The sequence below is a fragment of the Trichormus variabilis 0441 genome (assembly GCF_009856605.1).
Classification (GTDB): Bacteria; Cyanobacteriota; Cyanobacteriia; order Cyanobacteriales; family Nostocaceae; genus Trichormus; species Trichormus variabilis.
Genome location: NZ_CP047242.1, coordinates 4,739,729 through 4,760,129 on the forward strand (window position 1 = coordinate 4,739,729; position 20,401 = coordinate 4,760,129).

General features: G+C 41.7%; 20 protein-coding genes. 6 read left to right on the plus strand and 14 right to left on the minus strand.

The features are described from left to right. Positions 1-43: 43 nt before the first annotated feature. Entirely contained in the window at positions 44-577 is a 534-nt protein-coding gene (locus GSQ19_RS19560; RefSeq protein WP_011319526.1) for a hypothetical protein, read from the minus strand. A 12-nt stretch (positions 578-589) separates the two neighbouring features. Beyond that, the gene (locus GSQ19_RS19565) at positions 590-1,282 is read right to left on the minus strand and encodes a hypothetical protein (protein ID WP_224311765.1); all 693 of its coding nucleotides are present in this window, start codon (positions 1,280-1,282) and stop codon (positions 590-592) included. A gap of 277 nt (positions 1,283-1,559) precedes the next feature. Here GSQ19_RS19565 and GSQ19_RS19570 point away from each other — a divergent pair, with 277 nt between their 5' ends. Further along, positions 1,560-2,312, plus strand: coding sequence for a TVP38/TMEM64 family protein (locus tag GSQ19_RS19570; RefSeq protein ID WP_011319528.1), 753 nt, complete (start codon positions 1,560-1,562; stop codon positions 2,310-2,312). Between the two features lie 245 nt (positions 2,313-2,557). Here GSQ19_RS19570 and GSQ19_RS19575 read toward each other — a convergent pair whose 3' ends face one another. Continuing rightward, the gene (locus GSQ19_RS19575) at positions 2,558-3,118 is read right to left on the minus strand and encodes a thermonuclease family protein (protein ID WP_011319529.1); all 561 of its coding nucleotides are present in this window, start codon (positions 3,116-3,118) and stop codon (positions 2,558-2,560) included. Between the two features lie 156 nt (positions 3,119-3,274). Continuing rightward, positions 3,275-4,585, minus strand: a complete 1,311-nt coding sequence (gene pepP, locus GSQ19_RS19580) for a Xaa-Pro aminopeptidase (protein ID WP_011319530.1) — start codon at positions 4,583-4,585, stop codon at positions 3,275-3,277. A 558-nt stretch (positions 4,586-5,143) separates the two neighbouring features. Between pepP and GSQ19_RS19585 the strand changes: the two genes are divergently transcribed. Further along, complete coding sequence (locus GSQ19_RS19585) at positions 5,144-6,373, plus strand: FG-GAP repeat domain-containing protein (RefSeq protein WP_011319531.1); 1,230 nt, start codon at positions 5,144-5,146, stop codon at positions 6,371-6,373. An 80-nt stretch (positions 6,374-6,453) separates the two neighbouring features. Here GSQ19_RS19585 and GSQ19_RS19590 read toward each other — a convergent pair whose 3' ends face one another. The 5 genes from GSQ19_RS19590 to GSQ19_RS19610 all read right to left on the minus strand — a co-directional run bounded on the left by GSQ19_RS19590 (position 6,454) and on the right by GSQ19_RS19610 (position 9,344). After that, a complete protein-coding gene (locus tag GSQ19_RS19590; protein ID WP_011319532.1) occupies positions 6,454-7,221 on the minus strand; it encodes an MBL fold metallo-hydrolase in 768 nt (255 codons plus the stop codon). A 3-nt stretch (positions 7,222-7,224) separates the two neighbouring features. Next, positions 7,225-7,824 carry an anthranilate synthase component II gene (locus GSQ19_RS19595; RefSeq protein WP_011319533.1) on the minus strand — a complete coding sequence of 200 codons (600 nt, stop codon included), beginning with the start codon at positions 7,822-7,824 and terminating at the stop codon, positions 7,225-7,227. Positions 7,825-8,019: 195 nt separating this feature from the next. Then, complete coding sequence (locus GSQ19_RS19600; protein WP_011319534.1) at positions 8,020-8,475, minus strand: diacylglycerol kinase family protein; 456 nt, start codon at positions 8,473-8,475, stop codon at positions 8,020-8,022. A 139-nt stretch (positions 8,476-8,614) separates the two neighbouring features. Next, positions 8,615-9,145, minus strand: a complete 531-nt coding sequence (ybeY, locus tag GSQ19_RS19605; protein WP_011319535.1) for an rRNA maturation RNase YbeY — start codon at positions 9,143-9,145, stop codon at positions 8,615-8,617. 43 nt (positions 9,146-9,188) lie between these two features. Then, entirely contained in the window at positions 9,189-9,344 is a 156-nt protein-coding gene (locus GSQ19_RS19610) for a DUF3285 domain-containing protein (protein ID WP_011319536.1), read from the minus strand. A 1-nt stretch (position 9,345) separates the two neighbouring features. Between GSQ19_RS19610 and GSQ19_RS30290 the strand changes: the two genes are divergently transcribed. Beyond that, the gene (locus GSQ19_RS30290; protein WP_255449113.1) at positions 9,346-9,480 is read left to right on the plus strand and encodes a hypothetical protein; all 135 of its coding nucleotides are present in this window, start codon (positions 9,346-9,348) and stop codon (positions 9,478-9,480) included. Between the two features lie 27 nt (positions 9,481-9,507). Here the strand turns inward: GSQ19_RS30290 and prfB are convergent. The 3 genes from prfB to GSQ19_RS19625 form a co-directional block, all read right to left on the minus strand. Next, positions 9,508-10,630, minus strand: a protein-coding gene (prfB, locus tag GSQ19_RS19615; protein ID WP_153228520.1) for a peptide chain release factor 2 whose coding sequence is annotated in 2 segments (ribosomal slippage) — positions 9,508-10,557 and positions 10,559-10,630 — 1,122 coding nt in all. Because the reading frame shifts where the segments join, the coding sequence is not laid out codon by codon here. A gap of 231 nt (positions 10,631-10,861) precedes the next feature. Continuing rightward, positions 10,862-11,200: a DUF2973 domain-containing protein gene (locus GSQ19_RS19620; RefSeq protein WP_011319538.1), complete on the minus strand. Its 339-nt coding sequence runs from the start codon at positions 11,198-11,200 to the stop codon at positions 10,862-10,864. Between the two features lie 238 nt (positions 11,201-11,438). Continuing rightward, positions 11,439-11,756 carry a DUF2605 domain-containing protein gene (locus tag GSQ19_RS19625; RefSeq protein ID WP_011319539.1) on the minus strand — a complete coding sequence of 106 codons (318 nt, stop codon included), beginning with the start codon at positions 11,754-11,756 and terminating at the stop codon, positions 11,439-11,441. A gap of 347 nt (positions 11,757-12,103) precedes the next feature. On the opposite strand from GSQ19_RS19625, the gene thrS reads away from it, so the two are divergent. Together thrS and GSQ19_RS19635 are read left to right on the plus strand one after the other, a co-directional pair. Then, complete coding sequence (thrS, locus tag GSQ19_RS19630) at positions 12,104-13,951, plus strand: threonine--tRNA ligase (RefSeq protein ID WP_011319540.1); 1,848 nt, start codon at positions 12,104-12,106, stop codon at positions 13,949-13,951. A gap of 201 nt (positions 13,952-14,152) precedes the next feature. Continuing rightward, a complete protein-coding gene (locus GSQ19_RS19635; RefSeq protein ID WP_011319541.1) occupies positions 14,153-15,343 on the plus strand; it encodes an ATP-binding protein in 1,191 nt (396 codons plus the stop codon). Here the strand turns inward: GSQ19_RS19635 and GSQ19_RS19640 are convergent. Continuing rightward, a complete protein-coding gene (locus GSQ19_RS19640) occupies positions 15,340-16,107 on the minus strand; it encodes a DUF2207 domain-containing protein (RefSeq protein WP_235622518.1) in 768 nt (255 codons plus the stop codon). The two genes, GSQ19_RS19635 and GSQ19_RS19640, sit on opposite strands and share 4 nt — an antisense overlap. A 192-nt stretch (positions 16,108-16,299) precedes the next feature. Next, a complete protein-coding gene (locus GSQ19_RS19645; protein ID WP_011319543.1) occupies positions 16,300-17,613 on the minus strand; it encodes a dicarboxylate/amino acid:cation symporter in 1,314 nt (437 codons plus the stop codon). A 376-nt stretch (positions 17,614-17,989) separates the two neighbouring features. Between GSQ19_RS19645 and GSQ19_RS19650 the strand changes: the two genes are divergently transcribed. Beyond that, positions 17,990-20,332, plus strand: coding sequence for a bifunctional serine/threonine-protein kinase/ABC transporter substrate-binding protein (locus GSQ19_RS19650; RefSeq protein ID WP_011319544.1), 2,343 nt, complete (start codon positions 17,990-17,992; stop codon positions 20,330-20,332). Positions 20,333-20,401: the final 69 nt, after the last annotated feature.

A 20,401-nucleotide genomic window follows, 5' to 3' on the forward strand; every position in this document is an offset into this window, starting at 1 on the left:
CCTGCTTCTAGGAGCTGCGCTTGAATTACTTCAGTTCAAAATATTAGTAAAGATGTTTATTTGTAATTCTGATGAGAAAACGCAAAGCCTCATTTACTGCTGCCTCGGTAGGAAAAATTTCTGCAACATCAGGCTGTAAACGAACGGTAATCCTTTCCATCTTCTTGTGTCCATGTTCCTCTTTCCTGATACCGTCTGATGGATATTCATTCTCTGAGAAACGCTCTTGCAAAGATTGTTCATTTAATTTGTTAGCCAGTGCTTCCCAACTATTGACTTTCAAATTAAAGTGACTTTTAGCTTCACGCAATGTTTTAAACTGTTGTTTCAGAATATCAACCTTATAAATCTGCCTTGGAAAAATCTGGCTTTCTTGCTCAAGGTCTTCCTCAACCATCTCAACTACTTCGTTAATTAATCGCTCATGATTTTGCGAAATTTGAGCAGCAGCATCTAAAATACGTGATGTTGCTTTTATTTGTACCTCAGTTTCTTGCTTGAGGCGATCGGCAATACTACGAATTTGGTTTCCCAATGTTGCTTTGTTTTGTGTGGCTGGCACTGATTTTTTACCCATGAGGATACAACTTTACTCAGAAAGTATCTCTTTAATAGCAAGCCAGATGCGTCTAAATTTTTGCACCATACCGACCGGATTGCTTGCTGTTTCTTCATCAGCCGAATCAACTAAAGATTGAATCCGATCCATACGCTCTGCTACAACGTACAAGCTGTTGACAGCTTCTTCCTTACTAGCCAAAGATTCACGCAATAGCACAACCATTTCCGCAATTTCTCGCTTTAGTTTTTCGTTCTCGGCTTTACGACGAGTTTCCCAGCCTTTAATACTAGCTTTAGAACGTCGCTCATACTTGAGTTCCGCTTTGGCTTCATTGTATAAAGTCAAATACATTTCTCGCTCAGAGTTTGCTGTCTCATATTGGGTAAATAATTCATTTGCTCTAGTTTTTTCTTCGTTGTAAAGGCAGAGAGTTTGCTGATATCTTTGTTGTTCGTCAAGATAAAGCTGGTAATTGTGGGTCACACGCTCTTTGAGATCATTAGCTTCAACTTGATAGGTTTGAAGTGTTTGCTGAACATGAACTAGTTGAGATGCTGCTTCCTCATTTTGTTTAGCACGTTCTTGCCATTCATCACGTTGAGCGCGGACAGTCGTCAAGAGCTGTTTAAGCTCATGGGGTGAAGCTGGTTCTTGTTGACGTGAGCGAGGATTATTAACTGAATTGTCATGATTAGAGTCCCGACGATCCGATCTCCGCATTGCCATAACTCAGCTTCCTAATTGAGTATTTTTTATAGATAATCTTAAGAGTTAAGTATAGCTGGTATTAACTAATTCAGTATGTGATCAGGATCATCTGTTCAGAAATATTGTTGACTGCATACTTCACAAACTTTCTCTCAGCCATTTCTCATGTAAATAGCATATTCTGATGGCAGGTGGTGATAAAAGCAAGTTCAGGAATCTTTTGCTGGTTGGTTGTTGTATGACATTATCCTTAACTATTTAAAGTAACGCTGAAAACTGAGGTAATTTAATGGTTCCCAAAGAGCAGACTCGATTCAATAGGAAACATAAACTATTACTTATGGGTTTGGCAATTGCTGTGCTGATAGTTATAGCACGACAATTTAACATTCAGTCACTTTTTCAAACATTAATATTTTGGGTGCAAAGCCTGGGATTTTTTGGGCCGATCGCCTACATAATTATTTACAATCTGGCAACGTTATTATTTATCCCAGGTTCTATATTGACCTTAAAAAGTGGTTGTTTATTTGGTGTATTTTGGGGTTCAGTTTATGTATTAATAGCAGCAACTACGGGTGCAATATTAGCTTTCATCATCGGACGATATCTGTCACGGGATTGGGTTGTGCGACAGATAGACAAGTATCCAAAGTTTAAAATGATTGATCAGGCTGTAGCCAAGGAAGGATGGAAAATTGTGCTGTTAACTCGCCTTTCTCCGGTCTTTCCTTTTAATTTATTGAACTATGCTTTTGGTATAACTTGTATATCTTTAAAAGACTATATATTAGGTTCCTTGGGCATTATACCTGGGACTATAATGTATGTTTATATTGGTTCTTTAGCTGGTGATTTAGCTCTGGCAGGTACGAATCATCAAGCAGTTACACCGGAAACACAAATTTGGCAATGGATAATGCAAGGATTGGGACTGATAGCAACTGTGGGTGTGACTGTATATATCACTAAAATTGCACAAAAAGCTTTATCTCAAAAAGTGGTAACAGAGGAAATAATCAAGAGTCAGGATACGAATTGAAAATTAAGCATTCAACAAGAACTTTATAGTTAAAATTGCAGATTTGGTATTAAGTACAACAGGGTAAATAATTAAAGGTTTGCAGTGAGAACTAAAGTTCTCAAACAAGGACTAAAGTCTTTAATACGAACTGAAGCTTAGTATTTTTACATCACTTAATATGGGTTGGTATTTTCAAGTCGTTATGTGACAATACTTTGATCCCTTTTTCATGGGTTCTGGTGTACGCAGTTCATGATGGCGACTTATTTTAAACTTCGATATTCCCACGGATTGACAAATTTAGGATCTCCCCAAATTCCTATTTGTTGTTGTTGGGCTTTGGTTTCGGCTTGCTGCACGATCGCTTTGCTGGGACACTTGCTTAAATAAGGGCGATACACTTTAGCTAAACCTTCTTGTATGAGTACTTGCTGTACAAAAGTGCCATCTGTTAATCTGACTTCGGCAACTTTACGTCCATAACGATCGCTATCAGTAATATTCAAGGTAACGCGATCGCCTCCTTGTTTCACCAATTGCTGTACCCGTTCTCGTGCTTTCACACCCCAAGTAAATTGATTGCGATCTCTAGCACGTTTACTTTGCTTTTCTTTATTAGAGTGGGCAATTTCTGGCGCATCCATACAAGCAAACCGCACAGTAACTTTCTTCCCTTGGGCATCTTTCACAACTAATGTATCACCATCGCTGACTCTTTCTACTGAATCCCCACTCGCACTAAACAAGCGATCGCAACCCATCAAACATAACAAAATTATCCCTGTACTCAGTAATATCAGCGCTTTTTTAATTGACTTATTCATTACCCAATCTAACAACGGATTTCTTATACCAATTCAATTAATGATTGCAAAACATCATTGGGTGAAGACGCGACACCAGTCGCTACAACGGGGGGAACCCCCGCAACGCGCCGGCTCATGAATCGCGTCTCTACAGATGGTTTATCAGCTACCCGCTTAACGTTCTACTTCATGTACTTCCTTGGGAACTCCAGCCGTTAATACCTCATGTCCTGTAGCTGTTACCAGGACATCATCCTCAATGCGAATCCCAATTCCCACCCAACGCGGGTCTGTTTCTGGCTGGTCTTCTGCTAACTTTGTATCTGGGACAATATATAATCCTGGTTCCACCGTTAATACTTGACCTGGTTGTAAAATCTGCGGTTTATCGTCACCGTGTTGGTAAACGCCTACATCATGAACATCCAACCCTAACCAATGGCTAGTACGGTGCATATAGTAAGGTTTATATTTTTCTTCCTCAATCAATTTGTCAACCTCACCCCTGAGGATACCAATTTCTACTAAACCTTCTGTGAGGACACGCACGGCGGCATCGTGGACTGATTTAAAGGAGTTCCCTGGTTGTACTTGAGCGATCGCTTGTTTTTGTGCTTCTAGTACAATTTCATAGAGGATTTTTTGTTCTGGTGTAAACTTACCGCTTACTGGGAATGTGCGAGTAATATCTGAGTTGTAATAGCCATAAGCACAACCAGCGTCGATTAATAGCAAATCTCCATCCTGCATCTGGCGGTTATTTTCGATGTAGTGGAGGACACAAGCATTTGCACCAGAAGCCACAATCGACGGGTAAGCAGGTCCCATAGCCCCCCGTAGGCGAAATATATGTTCTATTTCCGCTTGAATTTCGTACTCATAACGCCCAGGTGCAGAGGATTCCAGGGCTTTATTATGGGCTTCAGTGGCGATCGCCGCAGCTTGACGCATCTGAATTAACTCTAACTCACTTTTGATCAGCCTCATGCTGTGGAGGATGGGGCCTGTATCTTCTATTCCTATAGGCCCTGTACCCCGCTTGGGATAAGTCCGCAGCAATTGTTGGTAATGGCTGAGAATTTTGTCATTAAAATTGCGATCGCGTCCTAAATGATAGTAGATGCGATCGGCTTTTTCTAGATACTGGGGTAATTTCTCATCTAATTCAGATATGGGGTAAGCCTCATCTGCACCATAAATTTCCTTGGCTGCATCTACCCCACACAAATAACCAGTCCAAACTTCTTTGTCTCGATCCTTGGGTTGGACAAACAGCACAAACCGATGTTCTGGATGATGCGGCGCTAATACGGCTACTGCTTGCGGTTCGTTAAAACCAGTCAAATAGAAAAAATCACTATCTTGGCGATAAGTGTATTCGACATCGTTGTGCATCACCGCCATCGGCGCACTGCGAAAAATCCCTGTACCACTACCAATCTTCGCCATTAATTGCTCACGACGCTGCCGATATTCTGCTTGCATAACCGTTAATTTTGGGAATCTTCATATATTTTTACACTTTTGGCAACTATGTATGTCTGAAAGTCGCTATCTTTCAGTAGTTGCTAATTTAAGTATTTTAACCAATATTTATTTCAACTCAAGTGTTAGTACAAAAAATCAGTCATCTTTGAGATATTTTGTGACTTACACTGCTTTATTCAGTTTTATTAAAAATTGCTGATATAACTATTAGTTTTTTTCTTTGTTTAATTGCCTGATAAACAAGAGCCATAAGATCACCAATTTCTTAAAGAAGTCGGTGATCTATAGATATCAGGACATAAAACTGATAAATGTCTAAATATGTTGACATGAAAAGTCATCATTTTAGGACTTAAAAAGTGTCCAAAATACTCTTGATATTTTTAGGAATATGTTTAAAATTAGCCACAAGAATTATCTGTAAAATCTGATATTTCCCCAAAAGTAGAACTGTAGATACAATATTTTTTTAACTTGGAATAATGTTATTAACTGACAGAAACCAACATAAATTTTCAGCTAAAACTTTTAAGACAACAAGTTTAAGAAACCATCATGCAAGAAACGCAAAGCTTTTCCAAGAGAATAGATAATTCGCTTAATACATCTTTTGCAAGATCAGCATCTTTGGTATCGAGTGCTTATGTAAGTGATTTAAATACTGAGCTACCATCATCTAGTAATAGCTCTGCAACAACACAAGTAGATTTGCCAATTTCCATTCCTGGTTTGAGTGCCAACCCAAATCCTAATCCTTACTTAACTAGCGCAGCAATTTCACCTGATTTCAACGGCGATGGTAAGGCAGATAAGGTTTGGGTTAATACTCAAACAGGTGAAATTAGAGTGAGGTTGATGAACGGAACAGTCACTCAAGAAGAAGCCTCTTTAGGAACATTTGATCTGAGTGTCTGGACTTATAAAATCGCTGACTTTAACAGTGATGGCAAGACTGACTTCCTGTTACGGAACAATGCAACAGGCGAGAATGCGATTGCGATCATGGATGGAGCTAGAGTTGCTAACTTTGTTTATCTAGACAAAGTTGATCCAGGTTGGAATGCTAGCATCGGTGATTTTAACGGCGATCGCAAAACCGACATCCACTGGAATAATACTCAAACAGGTGAAAATGCAATTTGGCTGATGGATGGCACAACCGTTGTCAGTGCCAATGTTCTGGATACCACAACCCCAGGGTTGAGTGCCACTATTGTTGACTTCGACGGAAACGGTAAGAGTGATATCTTCTGGCGAGATACAACCACAGGTGCAAACTCCGTTTGGTTTATGGATGGTATCCAAGCTACCAAGTATGATCTACAAGCACAAGACGCATCTTGGTCTTACAGCCTTGGCGATTTCAACGGTGACTTCACTACTGATCTTCTCTGGCGTAATACCGTCACTGGTGAAAACAAAATTTGGACAATGAATGGCATTTTTGTCACTGAAGGTACTTTAAACACCCTCAGTTCCGATTGGACAGCCAACATTGGTGATTTCAATGGTGATGGCCGCACCGATATCTTCTGGAACAACACTACAACTGGTGCAAACACTGCTTGGTTAATGAATGGTACATCCGTTACCAGTGAAGCCTTTCTACCAAGTAGAAGTCCAGGTTCTAAGGCGTATATTGGCGATTATAACAGCGATGGCAAATCTGATATTTACTGGCGTGATCAGGCAACCGGTACAGATGCCATCTGGACTATGGATGGTACCTTGGCTACTGAAACTCCTGTTACAGATGCTCTGACTCCAGAGTGGTACACAGCTTAGGGGTGTAGGGGGGTAGGGGTTTAGGGGTTTAGGGAAGAGACATTTACCCAGTCCCCAACCCCCAATCCCCAATCCCCTCATTAAAACTTGTAACTCAAAACCTGAACTGTACTAGTTTCAGGTAAATTACCAGAACTAATATTAATACTGTCGCTATTACTACGACGCACAGTTACGCCCTGCATTAATGTAAGAAATTCATCCAGTGGGGCAATATCGCAGGCAGCCGGATCAGCTGCTTGTGTACGGTAATGAGTAGGAATGACCAGTTTGGGATTTAATGCCTCAATTGCTTGCTTTGCTTCTTGAGCATTGTAAGCTTTATCACTACCACCTACTGGGACTAACAAAACATCAGGTCGTCCCATAAGGATTTTTTGCTCAATGGAAATGGGTGCAGCAGCCCCGCCTAAATGTAGGATATTAACTCCACCCTGTGTCCATTTCCAAGCGGTATTCATCCCGAATTGTCTACCATTTTTGCGATCGTGGGCTATGGAGATGCCTTGAAATTTTATACCTTTAAAGTCATAAACTCCGGGTTCATATACAAGTTTAGGATTACCTGGTAACCCATCCACGGCCCCTTCATCCAACAATTGACTACTAATTAATACTAAATCTGCTGTCACTTTTGGTGGACGATAACGCACTGTACAGCCAATCGTCCGAAATGGGTTGACAAGAATCCTCGCCCCACCACCAGTAAACAGAAAACTGGTATGACCCAACCACTGCACCGATAAACCGCTAGATTGTGCATCGGCTTGGAAGTTTGAACCAAGGGTAGAGACAAAAGCTGTGGCTAATCCCGCCCCAGCATAGCCTAGCAACTGTCGTCTTTTCATTAATTATTCTCGTAACTGTAACTGTTCCAGAAAATTTCGTAGTAACTGTTTTCCTAAAGATGTTAAAACACTCTCTGGGTGAAATTGGACTCCTTGAATGTGAGGATAGTTCCGGTGTCGCACTCCCATAATCGTACCATCATCTACCCAAGCAGTAATTTCTAACACTTCGGGGCAAGTTGGGCGGTCAATTACCAGACTATGATATCTGGTAGCAATCATAGGATTCTCTAATCCTTGAAAAACCCCGACCCCAGTGTGAGTTACCTGAGAAGTTTTGCCGTGCATTAACTCTGGAGCAGAGACAATATTACCACCAAATACCTGACCAATGCTTTGATGGCCTAAACATACGCCTAAAATTGGCAGGTTAGTACCGAGTTCTTGAATTAAATTTAAAGATATACCTGCATCTTCTGGACGACCAGGCCCAGGAGAAATGACGATCGCATCAGGATTTAATCCTCGGATCTCATCTAAAGTTATCTTATCGTTGCGAAAAACTTGAATATCTGATGCGACAGGGAAATCAGATGCTAGTTCTCCCAAGTACTGCACCAAATTATAAGTAAAGCTGTCGTAATTATCGATGACTATAATCAACGCTCATAGCTCCTGGTTACTAATCTCACCATGTTTAGTTTTTACCAGATTTGAGTTGCTATAAACGTCATTGTTACAAATTAGAGACTGGGGATTAGTAAATGAGGATAAAGACGATGGAATTTTACCCGCTCTTTTTTGGCTTTTGAGTGGGTTTAACTATATTAATAATAGGGATTTAATCGGGTGTCAGCACTACAAAGCTGAGATAATTAAAACTACTAAGGGTGGAAGCAACAGGGTTGCAGCAACTAGCACTGCTACCAAAGCAGAAACTAGTACTGCACCTGCGGCACAGTCCTTGGCAATTTTGGCTAACTCGTGGTAGGTCTGTTTTACAGTCAAATCTACAAGAGACTCGATCGCCGTATTCAACAATTCCATTACCAGGACTAAGCCGCTAGTGATACCAATAATGGCTATTTCTACAGCTTGCAAATGTAAGAAAATACTTAAAGCGATCGCTAAAGTACAAACACTCACATGAATGCGAAAATTTCGCTGAGTTTGAAAACTATAAGTAATTCCAGCCCAGGCATATTTAAAGCTAATCAATAAATTAGTGGCAACTTGCCAAGAAAGTTCCCGTTCTTTCATTACTAGTGATGGTAGGCTGTTTTGCGTTGGTGGCGGGGAGACTTGTTGGGACATAGGCTTAAAAATAAAAACTTGGGATAGGTTCAGTGAGAAATCTTCGCCGATTTTAATCTGCTACGTGGTTTTAGGCAATTTTCTCTTAAAGTTTTATAAAAGCATGGTTAAGGATAAATACTCAAAAAACGGCAAAACTTTAATAATTAATGTTTATCTTGATACCAACAGCATCTAGTAATACTACTTGTTGTTGCAGCATTGCTATTAAACTTTCTTCATCAGGATGATCCCAGCCCAACAGGTGTAATAAACCGTGAGCCGTTAACCAAGCTAACTCAGTTGACAAACTATGCTCTTGTTGACCAGCTTGGCGCTGCGCCGTATTGATGGAAACAACAATATCACCTAGATACAAAGGTTCTGCCACCATTTCCGGATTTTGCGGCAAATCTGCCTCTAAAGCCGCAAAGGCTAAAACATCTGTAGGTTTGTTTTGCTGACGATATTGGGCATTAATCGCTTGAATCTCTGTATCATCTGTTAGCCGCAATCCGATTTCGTAGCTTGGTGCAGGCGGAAGAGAAGAATCCAGAATTTCTAACCAGCGATGAAACCAGTCTTCCCAAGTTGCAGAGGAAACCTGACTATCTATATATCCAGAAGCCTGAGCAGCTTCCGGGGAAGACTCAAGAAAACAGTCTTGTACATCTAGTTCAACTTGTACCAAATACTCACTCTCCTCACTCAGCACTTTAGGTTTTTGCTTACGATTAGCGAGTTAAGTAAGCAAGGCCTACGAGAACAGCTAAAAGACCTATGGCTGTCAGGACAAAATGTTTTGCAGAAGTACCACCCTTACGCACCATATTTCTCATGGCAAGCTTGACGTAGCTGGGTTGGGACTCTGTGGAAGGAGAATTACTCATAATGAATAAATCACGAATGCTTTTATATATAAATGTAACAGGTGATGGTGAGGATTGGGGACTGGGGATTGGGGACTGGGGATTGGGGACTGGGGATTGGGTAAATTTTTCTTCCCTTACACCCCTAAACCCCTAAACCCTTACACCCCTAAAACCCTAATTTCTAACTAGCTTCACCTTCTACAACTTGATTCTCCTGACGTAGATAGGCTTGGATGAACATATCTAGTTCACCATTCATCACATCAGCGATCGCAGTTGTTTCTGCATTGGTACGTAAATCCTTTACCATCTGGTAAGGATGGAATACGTAGTTACGAATTTGGTTTCCCCAAGAAGCTTCTACCATATCGCCGCGAATTTGGGCAATTTCTTGAGCTTTTTGCTCTTGAGCAATAACCAACAACTTAGCTTTCAGGCGGGCGAGGGCTTTCTCTTTATTTTGTAGCTGGGAACGTTCTTCCGTACAGCGTACAGCAATGCCTGTGGGAAGGTGAACCACTCGCACTGCTGTTTCTACTTTGTTGACGTTCTGTCCACCTTTACCACCAGAACGAGTTGTAGTGATTTCCAAATCTTTGTCTGGAATATCCAACTGCACCGTATTATCTAATTGCGGCATAACTTCCACCCCAGCAAAACTAGTTTGCCGCTTGCCGTTGGCGTTGAAAGGGGAAATTCTCACTAAGCGATGAGTGCCTGTTTCTGACCGCAAGTAACCGTAGGCATAGCGACCAGTAATTTCTAAGGTGGCTGATTTAATTCCCGCCTCATCACCTTCTGACTCTTCTGCTAAAGCTACCTTGTAGCCTTGGTCTTCAGCCCAACGGGTGTACATTCTCAGCAACATAAATGCCCAATCTTGGGCATCTGTTCCGCCAGCACCAGCGTTAATCGTTAATACTGCCCCTTCCGCATCATAGGGGCCAGAAAGTAACTGTTGTAATTCCCACTGGTCAAGGTCTCGATTGAGCTTAGTGATAGTAGATTCCGCTTCTTGCAATAGTGCTTCGTCGGTTTCCAACTCCAACAACTCAACCACCGCCCTAGTATCTTCTAGATTGGCGTGCCACTGATGATATCTTTCTAAGTGGGCTTTGAGGTCATTAAGTTCTTGCAGCGTTTTCTGGGCTTGGTTTTGGTCATCCCAAAATTCCGGCTGTGCTGCAATTTGTTCTAGGTCTTGAATTTTGGCTTTGAGTGCAGGTACGTCAAAGATAGTCCTGGGTTTTACCCAGGCGGCTAGACAACGTTTCGATTTCGCGTTTCAGTTCTAAAACTTCCATAAAGCTCGCTCAGAATACAGCGCTTTGGATGATATTGTATTTGATTTTTTGATTTTAGCGGTAATTGGTCACGTCACGTCGCTTCGCTCCGAATTCAAAATTCAACCCCTACACCCTTACACCCCGTCTCACAAAAAAACCTGAACAGTTACGAGAACAAGTTCAGGATGGAATTTGTAACAATTTTTTTAATCAAAAAAATATTAAATTCGACGCTACATCTTTAGTTATCTATGCTTCTTCTGAGTTCTCGCTCTTATGTCCTGGGGAAGATTCATAGAGTGCATCCAATTGTTGGCGTGCATCTTCTACATTAATTGAGCGCATTACCAACAGAGGTTCTTTGATGAATTTACCTGCACTATCCAATAATTCTGGATGTGGAGCTACCCTTCTGCTGGAAGATAAATAACCGTAGCCTCCCTGATTTACCACTTGTGAGTTTCTGGTTGAGTAATTCCCTCGTGATCCTTCGCGATCAAAACTAAACATGATTAAGTTGCGAATTAAATTGGCAACCGCTATAACAGCAAGAATTGTAAAAGCTAGAATGTAAAGCAGGTGTAACATCGGATTTTCCTCCAGGGACAGCAATTTTTAAAAATCTATACTTTAAACTCTTTTTTTCGCCTTTTTATTACCATTGGCGAGAATAAATACTTGACACAATTGAAGTGCATTTATGTCTATGTATGAAAATTTGTCAACATTATTAGAATAATGGTAACAGAGGATACATTATTTTTTAATTAAAATAATGTTAAGGATTTAGTCGCACCACTGCAAGCTATGTAATTTTTGCCATCGATTAGGTTGGCTGCTGAGAACGAAAGCGTGCTGCCACATTCCAACATTCAGTTACTAATTGATGCCAAGGTGTCATCGTTGCCATATCGATTCCGACTTGTCCTTCAGTCGCGCTAAACAGCATTTTTGCTGTGTTTAGTTCTTCTTGGGCTTGCTTAACTCGCAACAGTAAGTCTTGTTGCGCTTGTTCATCCATAAATGAGAGCCGTTCTGTTTCCAAAAAGCTACGCGATCGCGTAAACCAATACTGGAAATCGTCTAACAACGGTTCTAGTACTGTTTTTAGCAGATCAGTTCCCGGTAAGTTCGAGTCTGACATAAATGAGAGAGATACTTCTAATTTCTTTATCAATATTAACTCTATTTACGTTTCTTAACATTACTATACGCTATCTCTCAAGAAATATCTCATGTTATTAGTAGGTATAAATAAAAAACTATACTCAGTAGCTTGGTAGATGTTGGCAGTTGATTGTTTCGATTATGTTGAATGAAAAAACCTCAGATAATCTTTAGAATTTAAAGATAGTCATTGTCATATTCCTCTGATGCAAAAGTACCTTGATGACGAAGGAAAGCTTACACAGCAGGAAGATAAGCTCATGTTATATTTGGGTAGATTTTGAAAACTTCAATTGATCAGTTACTCTTGCAGTCACTTCGCTAATGGTTCAGCAGCCAATGTCGCCTAATCAAGACCCCAACAACCAGCCAGAACAACCAGAAAAAATCTATTTACCGCGTACCAGCGAATCAGAGACATTGAAAAAGATTCGCCACACCGCTTCCCACGTAATGGCAATGGCAGTACAGAAACTGTTCCCTAAAGCGCAAGTGACAATTGGCCCCTGGATTGAGAATGGGTTTTATTACGACTTTGATAGTCCAGAGCCATTTACTGATAAGGATCTCAAAGCCATTCAAAAAGAAATGGTGAAGATCATTAACCGTAAGTTGCCAGTGGTGCGGGAAGAAGTGAGCCGGGAAGAAGCGGAACGGCGCATTCAAGAAATCAAGGAACCTTATAAATTAGAAATCCTGGCAGATATTAAATCAGAACCGATCACAATTTATCACCTGGGAAATGAGTGGTGGGATTTGTGCGCCGGGCCTCATGTGGAAAATACCAAAGATTTAAATCCCAAAGCAATTGAATTAGAAAGCGTGGCGGGTGCTTATTGGCGGGGAGATGAAACCAAAGCCCAATTGCAACGGATTTATGCTACAGCTTGGGAAAGTCCAGAACAACTGGCAGAGTATAAGCGCCGCAAAGAAGAAGCCCTACGCCGTGACCACCGTAAACTAGGTAAAGAACTAGGATTATTTATCTTTTCTGAGCAAGTGGGGCCTGGTTTACCCTTGTGGACACCCAAAGGTACCTTGCTACGCAGCACCTTAGAACAATTCCTGCAACAGGAACAGCTCAAGCGTGGTTATTTACCTGTAGTTACCCCCCATATTGCCAGAGTAGATTTATTTAAGACTTCTGGACACTGGCAAAAATATAAGGAAGATATGTTTCCTTTAATGGCGGAAGATGAAGCAGCCGCAGCAATTGAGCAAGGCTTCGTCCTCAAGCCAATGAATTGCCCCTTCCACATCCAAATATATAAGAGTGAATTGCGTTCTTATCGGGAACTACCAATGCGCTTGGCTGAGTTTGGGACTGTTTATCGCTACGAACAGTCAGGGGAATTAGGCGGTTTAACCAGAGTACGCGGTTTTACTGTTGATGATTCTCACTTATTCGTGACCCCAGAACAGTTAGACAGCGAATTCCTGAATGTTGTGGATTTGATTTTGTCAGTGTTCAAGAGTCTGCAATTGAAAAACTTTAAAGCTAGACTCAGTTTCCGTGATCCAGCCAGCGATAAGTACATCGGTTCTGATGAAGTTTGGAACAAAGCCGAGGGTGCAATCCGTCGTGCGGTGGAACAGTTGGGGATGGAACACTTTGAAGGAATTGGGGAAGCGGCCTTTTACGGGCCGAAATTAGACTTTATTTTCAGCGATGCTTTAGAAAGAGAGTGGCAACTAGGAACTGTACAGGTAGATTACAACTTACCAGAACGCTTTGATTTAGAATACGTCGCGGAAGATGGGACTCGCAAACGTCCTGTGATGATTCACCGTGCGCCTTTCGGCTCCCTAGAACGGCTGATTGGGATTTTAATTGAAGAGTATGCAGGGGATTTCCCCCTATGGTTAGCACCGGTGCAAGCCAGATTGTTACCTGTAGGTGAAGCCCAGTTAGACTTTACCAAAGATGTAGTAGCAAAATTGCGATCGCTAGGGATTCGTGCCGAAGTTGATACCAGTGGCGATCGCCTGGGTAAACTCATCCGCAACGCAGAGAAAGATAAAATACCCGTAATGGGGGTAGTGGGAGCCAAGGAAGTAGAAACCAACTCCTTAAGTATCCGTACCCGTGCTTCCGGAGAGTTAGGAGCTATACCTGTGGATGAAGTGGTGCAGAAGATGAAGGATGCGATCGCTAACTACGAAAACTTTTAGTAATTACTCAGCTGGGTATGACCCAGCTAGAAAAACTCAATCTATTAAGTATGAAAGAAGATAAAGTCCAATATCTTTTGCCGCAATTATAAACTCTAATCTGATTTTAGGGCGATTTTTCTAGGCGATCGCTCCCATAGTTTTCCAGACTAATCTAGAATTAGACTGGATGAATTTGCTACACCTTGCCACTCATATCCGATGCCTAGCCTCAAACTCTCGCTGACTGGATTGCAAATCATCAAACAAGCTCGAAGCGAAAAAGGTTGGACAATTGATAATCCATGTTGGTTAGAACAAGCAAGTCAAGTGCTTGAGCCTGGGCGTAACTGGGAAAATGCGGAGGTTTTTGCAGCCGGGGTATCTTTAGCCACCTGGAAACGCTTCCTCAAAGGTGATGCGATCGATGCGTCGGTATTTAAAGCCTTTTGTCAGGTTTTGGGATTGAATTGGCAAGACTTAGTGGAACGTCCCCCTAACTCATTCATCATTGGGACAACCCAAATCCCCAATATTCCCTTATTTTTTGGACGACGTTATGAACTGACAACACTCAGCCAAGCAATTGAACAAGGAACACGCCTAATTGCTATTACAGGGATTGGGGGTATGGGGAAAACGGCTTTAGCCACAAAGTTAGTAGAAAGCAGGTCATCTCATTTTTCTCAAACCCTATGGTTTTCGTTTCACCACAACCCACCTGCCAAGGATAAAATACCAACTTTAGTACCACAAACCCTGATGGTTTTTGATGGTTGGGATGGCATTTTGGGGGGTAATCGAGGGGGACAATATCGCCCAGAATATGAACCATACGCAGATTTTCTCCGCACAGTGGTACAAACTACTCATACTAGTTGTGTAATTATCACTAGCCGAGAACAACCAGAAGGGTTAAATATTTTAGGCGCTGGGGGTGCAGTGATTTTCCCCCTTGGTGGACTAATGGAAGGTGCTATTGAGCTTTTGCAGCATCATCAACTGACTTTTAATGCTCAACAGTGGATTACGCTAGTCAATCAATATGGTGGTAATCCCTTATTTCTCAATATGGCGGCTAATTTCATTCATGAATTATTTGCTGGGGATGTGGGAGAGTTTTTAGCTTCTGGAACCTTAGTGGCTGGAGAATTTGCCCCCCTCGTAACACAATGGCTGAAGCAGATTTCTACTTTAGAACAAATACTGATCAAATCTTTGGCTACAAAGGTGCAAGGATTCACTCGCCAAGAGATACTACTACACTTAGCAAGTCGCGCTGCCAATGGGGATATTTTAGCAGCGCTCTTATCTTTAAAGCGAAGAGGGTTGATAGAAACGATGAAAGATGGTGAATTAGAACGCTTTTATTTACAGCCTGTCATTCTCAAGTGTGTGCAGCGTTTATTTTAACCACCACCACCGCCGCCACCGCCGCCACCACCGCCACCACCGCCACCACCACCACCACCACCTCCTCCTCCTCCTCCTCCTCCATCACTGCTTCCATCACTTCCGTAACTAACACTAACACCACCACTTCCACGGAAAAAGAAAATAAAGAATAAGAACAGTAAAAATCCCCACAATATCAACTGACTCCCATCAATAAAAGATTGTGAACTTTGCCAGATAGGAGTTTTTATCTCAGTCCCCGTGGGATCAAATTTCACCTGAATTTCTAATTCTTCCCCTGGTTCCAGAGATGTTTGAGCAACAGCCTCAACTGTATTTGCATCTACTTTACGGACGTTGGCAGCTACACCAAAGCTTTGGAAATCTTTGATATTATTAGCCAATTGTTCAGGAAATTTTACTCTGACTCGTGCCTGTTTAATAGGGGCTTGACGGTCAGCAAAAATGGCTTTCCAATAGACTTGAGCATCATTATCACTTACGTGTAATCCACCTACAACGCGATATTTTAAGACAAAAGTATGGCTTTCAGGCGCTTTAAGTTGATGTTTCCAACGAATCCAAAGTTGGTTATTTTCTGTACCTGTTTCGCTGGGTAATAATTGACCATTCTCTGATACTGATACTTCGGTAATTTGGTCTACTTTATCTAGGGGAATGTAACGATAGCGCTGGTTTTTATAGTCTCCGGTAAATGTATATTTCTGAGTTTCGGTAACGTACATATCACCATTAGTTTGTACGGCGATATCAACATTCATAAATTCCCAATAGAAAGGCACTGATTGAGCTTGGACATGATTGAGAGAAAGCCCAAGACTACAAAAAAGAGCGACGCAAAATAGACACAATCTTTGGATGCTTTTAGTCCACATAGTTTGAATCATTGATTACTATTAGTTAATTTTGAATTTTGAATTGATTAATTCCTGGCGTTGGGTGGCTAAAAACTTTCATTCTTTTTGCACCTCTGCGTGAGATAAATCGCCCTCCAAATAGATAACATCCACCTGCTCAACGTGCTGTGTTTTACCATCCAGCAAACAACTAATAGTCATATCTCCCATGACATTGATTGCAGTCCGACAGCGATCGAGAAACCAATCCACTGTGATTAAGAGGGCAATATATTGAGTCGGCAATCCTACCGCCGTAAATACCAGAGTCATTGTCACCAGTCCAGCTTCAGGAATCCCCGCAGCGCCCACAGAAGCGATAATGGAGGTGAATACCACCATCAATTGTTGGGGTAGATTTAAATGGAGTCCCAACAGCTGACCAACAAATAAAGCAGACATGGCTTCATATAAAGCCGTCCCATCATTATTGAAATTGCTACCTACCAAAGCCCCCAAAGATGCGGAAGATTCCCTCACGCCGATTTTCTGCATCAAAGCTTGGAAGGTTACAGGCATGGCGGCTGTGGATGAAGCGGTAGAAAAAGCTGTTAACAGTTCATCGCTACCACCACGGAGAAACCTTTGGGGACTTACCCAAGAACCAAATTTAACTCGGAGTGTATAGTAAATTCCTTGGAGAAATAGCCCAATTAATACGGCGACAATAAAGGCAGCTAAGGAGATGAATGGTTTAAAACCTTGTAAAGCGATGGTTTTGGCGACAATCCCAAATACGGCGATGGGAACTAGAGCAATTACCCATTTCAACACTGCCATCACAGCCTCAAACAATAAGCCAATTAGTTGTTCAATGGGTTGATAATCGTTCTTTTTTTGGGCAACCTGCTCAGTTTTGATGGCGCGCAAAACCACTCCAAAAGCCAAGGCCACGAACACTAGTTGAATCACATTGTTATCCACTAGGGGCTGTAGTATGGAAGGGGGAACTATATCTTGCAGTAATCCCCAAGGGTCTAGGGTTTTGTTTGTCGGTGCAGCGCCAAAGGATGCAACTGACCACCAACGCCCAGGCTGTAACAAATTGGCAACCAATAGTCCGATGATAATTGCCATGAGGGTATTGCTCAACAACAATATTGCCAGTTTTCGTCCTGAACGCCCCGGAATATGTACTGTCAGAAAGGCGTGGAGAATGGCGAGTAAAATTAACGGTGTGGCTAAAGCACGTAGGGCTTTGAGGATTAAATTGCAGGGGATGGTGAGATGATTGATTAAGTCGATGAAATTGGGATTTGGGTTACCTGCACCAAATAGGATTCCTACGACTACGGCTAGAATGAGAGCGATCGCAATCTGCAATGATAGAGGAAAGGTCTTCGAGAACACAAAGCCTTTGGAGTCACTCATAATCTTATTGATAAATTGTGGATTACTTTAAACTGTTACTGTTGTCTCACCGCAGATATCGACTACATTGACAATCCAAGCAGTATTTGGGAGCAAACGTTTCATGGTTTTCTCGATTATGCTTGTGTATGTTATCAATATCCTTGAATTAGTTGCTGTATACTAGTCAAGTTTTAGCTCACCACACAACTGATATAAAATTGAGCTTGACAAATTAGGGGTATAGGGGTGTGAATTTTTGAACCTCTTACACCCTCACACCCAATCTCAATAGAAAATCTGCGTGCATAAGCCCTAAAGTAATGGAAAAGGCTTTTTTTAACAGGTTGTAGTTTTAAAATACGTATATTGTTTGTCGGCTTTTTGTCTTTACTTTATGGCGTACTGCATCAATCCCGATTGTTCGCAGCGAGAAAATTCTGATACTAGTGCAGTATGTCAAAACTGTGGAACGCCACTCATACTTCAAAATCACTATCGGCTTAGGCATCTGTTGCAAACTGATAGACGTAGCTATACAGAAGTATTTGAAATCGAAGATTTAGTTAACCGAGATCAACCTAAAGTTCTCAAGTCGCTGAAAGAGGTAACGCCGCAACTAGAACGACTTTTTCAGCAAGAAGCGTCGATATTGCAGACTTTGCGGCATCCTGGTTTACCTATTGGTGAAGCACTATTTCCCCTGGTTTTAAACACAGGTCGTCAATTATGGTGTTTTGTGATGGAGAAAATTCCTGGTGAAGATTTACAGACTTGGTTATCTCACCATCAATATGTGACATCCTATAAAACAGCATTAGATTGGCTCAAACAACTAATGCAAATTCTCCAATTCGTACATCAGGAAAAGTTTTTCCATCGGGATATCAAGCCAGCGAATATTATGGTTTGTCCTGATGGGAAACTGGTATTAATTGATTTTGGTGCGGCGCGTAAAGTGACACAAACCATTATCAACCGTGAGCCTGTCACTATAATTAATTCCCTTGGTTATACTGCACCCGAACAACGTGATGGTCATGCCGTTGTGCAGTCAGATTTTTATGCACTGGGTCGGACTGTAATCTATTTACTCACAGGTATTGACCCAACAGGCGATCGCGTCCAAGATTTACTCAATTGGTCTAAATACATTCAAGACCCAAAAACTCCTAAAAAATTCATCTCTTTGCTTCAGGCGATGACGGATTCTTATCCCCACCACCGTCCGCCTACAGCACAAGCAATTCTCGCAAAGATTGAAAATATTGAGCAGCATTCGTACCCATGGCCAAAATTATTGTTGGGTGCGGCTTGTGGTCTGTTGTTGCTGTTCGCGGGGAAATCCTTATATCAGGAAATTACATTACCTCGGACTTGTGACAATATACTCAATGATTATCTGAGTTGTGGAGAAGAAAGCCTCACTCCTAGTAGCTTTTGGGGTAATAGTCAGCCGCCACCAGCAAAGCAATTGGGAATGGAAGAGTATCGCCATCAAAATTTTGAGGCAGCTGTAAAATTCTTAGAAACTGCTTTCCAGCAAGAATCAGATCCAGAAACCTTAATTTACCTAAATAATAGCAAGATTCACCAGCAATTTCCCGTAAATCAGATTCATACTATCGCTGTTGCAGTCCCTCTAGAACGACGCACTGATATAGGTCGGGAAATACTCAGGGGTGTCGCACAAGCTCAAACTGAGGCACTAAAACAAGGTCGAGCTTTACGCATTATCATTGCTGACGATAGTAATCGGGAAGATAGCAGAACTGGCAATAATGCCCGTAAAATTGCCCAGCAGTTAGTCAAATATCCTGATTTAATCGCTGTTTTGGGTCACTATAGCAGCGAAGCCACCAAAAATTCCTTACCGATTTATCGCCAAGCCGGAGTAGTGTTAATTTCTGCCACTAGCACTTCTCAAAATCTCAAAGACCCTTTTTTCTTTCGTACTGTCCCCAGCGATCGCATTGCAGCCCAAAAAATGGTAACTTACTTGCTGTCTGAATTGAAACAGAATCAAGTAGCTATCTTTTATAGTCAAGGTAGTGAGTATGCTGAATCTCTTTCCCAGGCTGTTCGAGAAAGCACAAAATCTCTTCCTTTGAAGGTGATTGATCATCAAGCGGCTTTTAATTTAGCCAGCGATCGCTTCAATGCCATAACAGCGTTAAATCAAGCTCAAACCCAAGGTGCAAAGGCAATTGTCCTAATTCCTGATGCCGGAGTAGGGTTATATAATGCAATTCCCAATGCCTTACGAGTGATTCAGACGAACATCAATCAAGTTTGGATTGTTGCCGGTGACAGTCTCTACAGTTCTGACTCCTTCAAATCAGAGAAAGTTTTTTCCTCACCCGAAATCCAATACACAGCTTGGGCAGTTTTTTGGCATCCCCTTAACGAGATGAATTCAACCTTTGTCAAGGAAGTCCAAAACCTCTGGAAAATTGATCTATCCTCTCTTCTCCGCAACACTGACATTACTTGGCGAACAACAACCAGCTATGATGCAATGTTAGTTTTGAGTCAAGCCATCACCCAAAATCCTACTCGCCTCGGTATTCAAAAAACACTCAGCCAACCCCAATTTTCCGTTACAGGTGCAACAGGAGTAATTCAATTTGCAGGAAGCGATCGCCAAAATGGAAAAATTACGATGGTAAGATTCCAGCGTAATTGTGATGATAATGGTTTTGTTGTTATTCCCAGCGATCGCTCTTTACAATGTCGATAGTTGGTATGTTAGGTATGATTATGGAAGCGATCCCTACAGCAAGTCATGGAAAACGAGCCATTGGTTAGA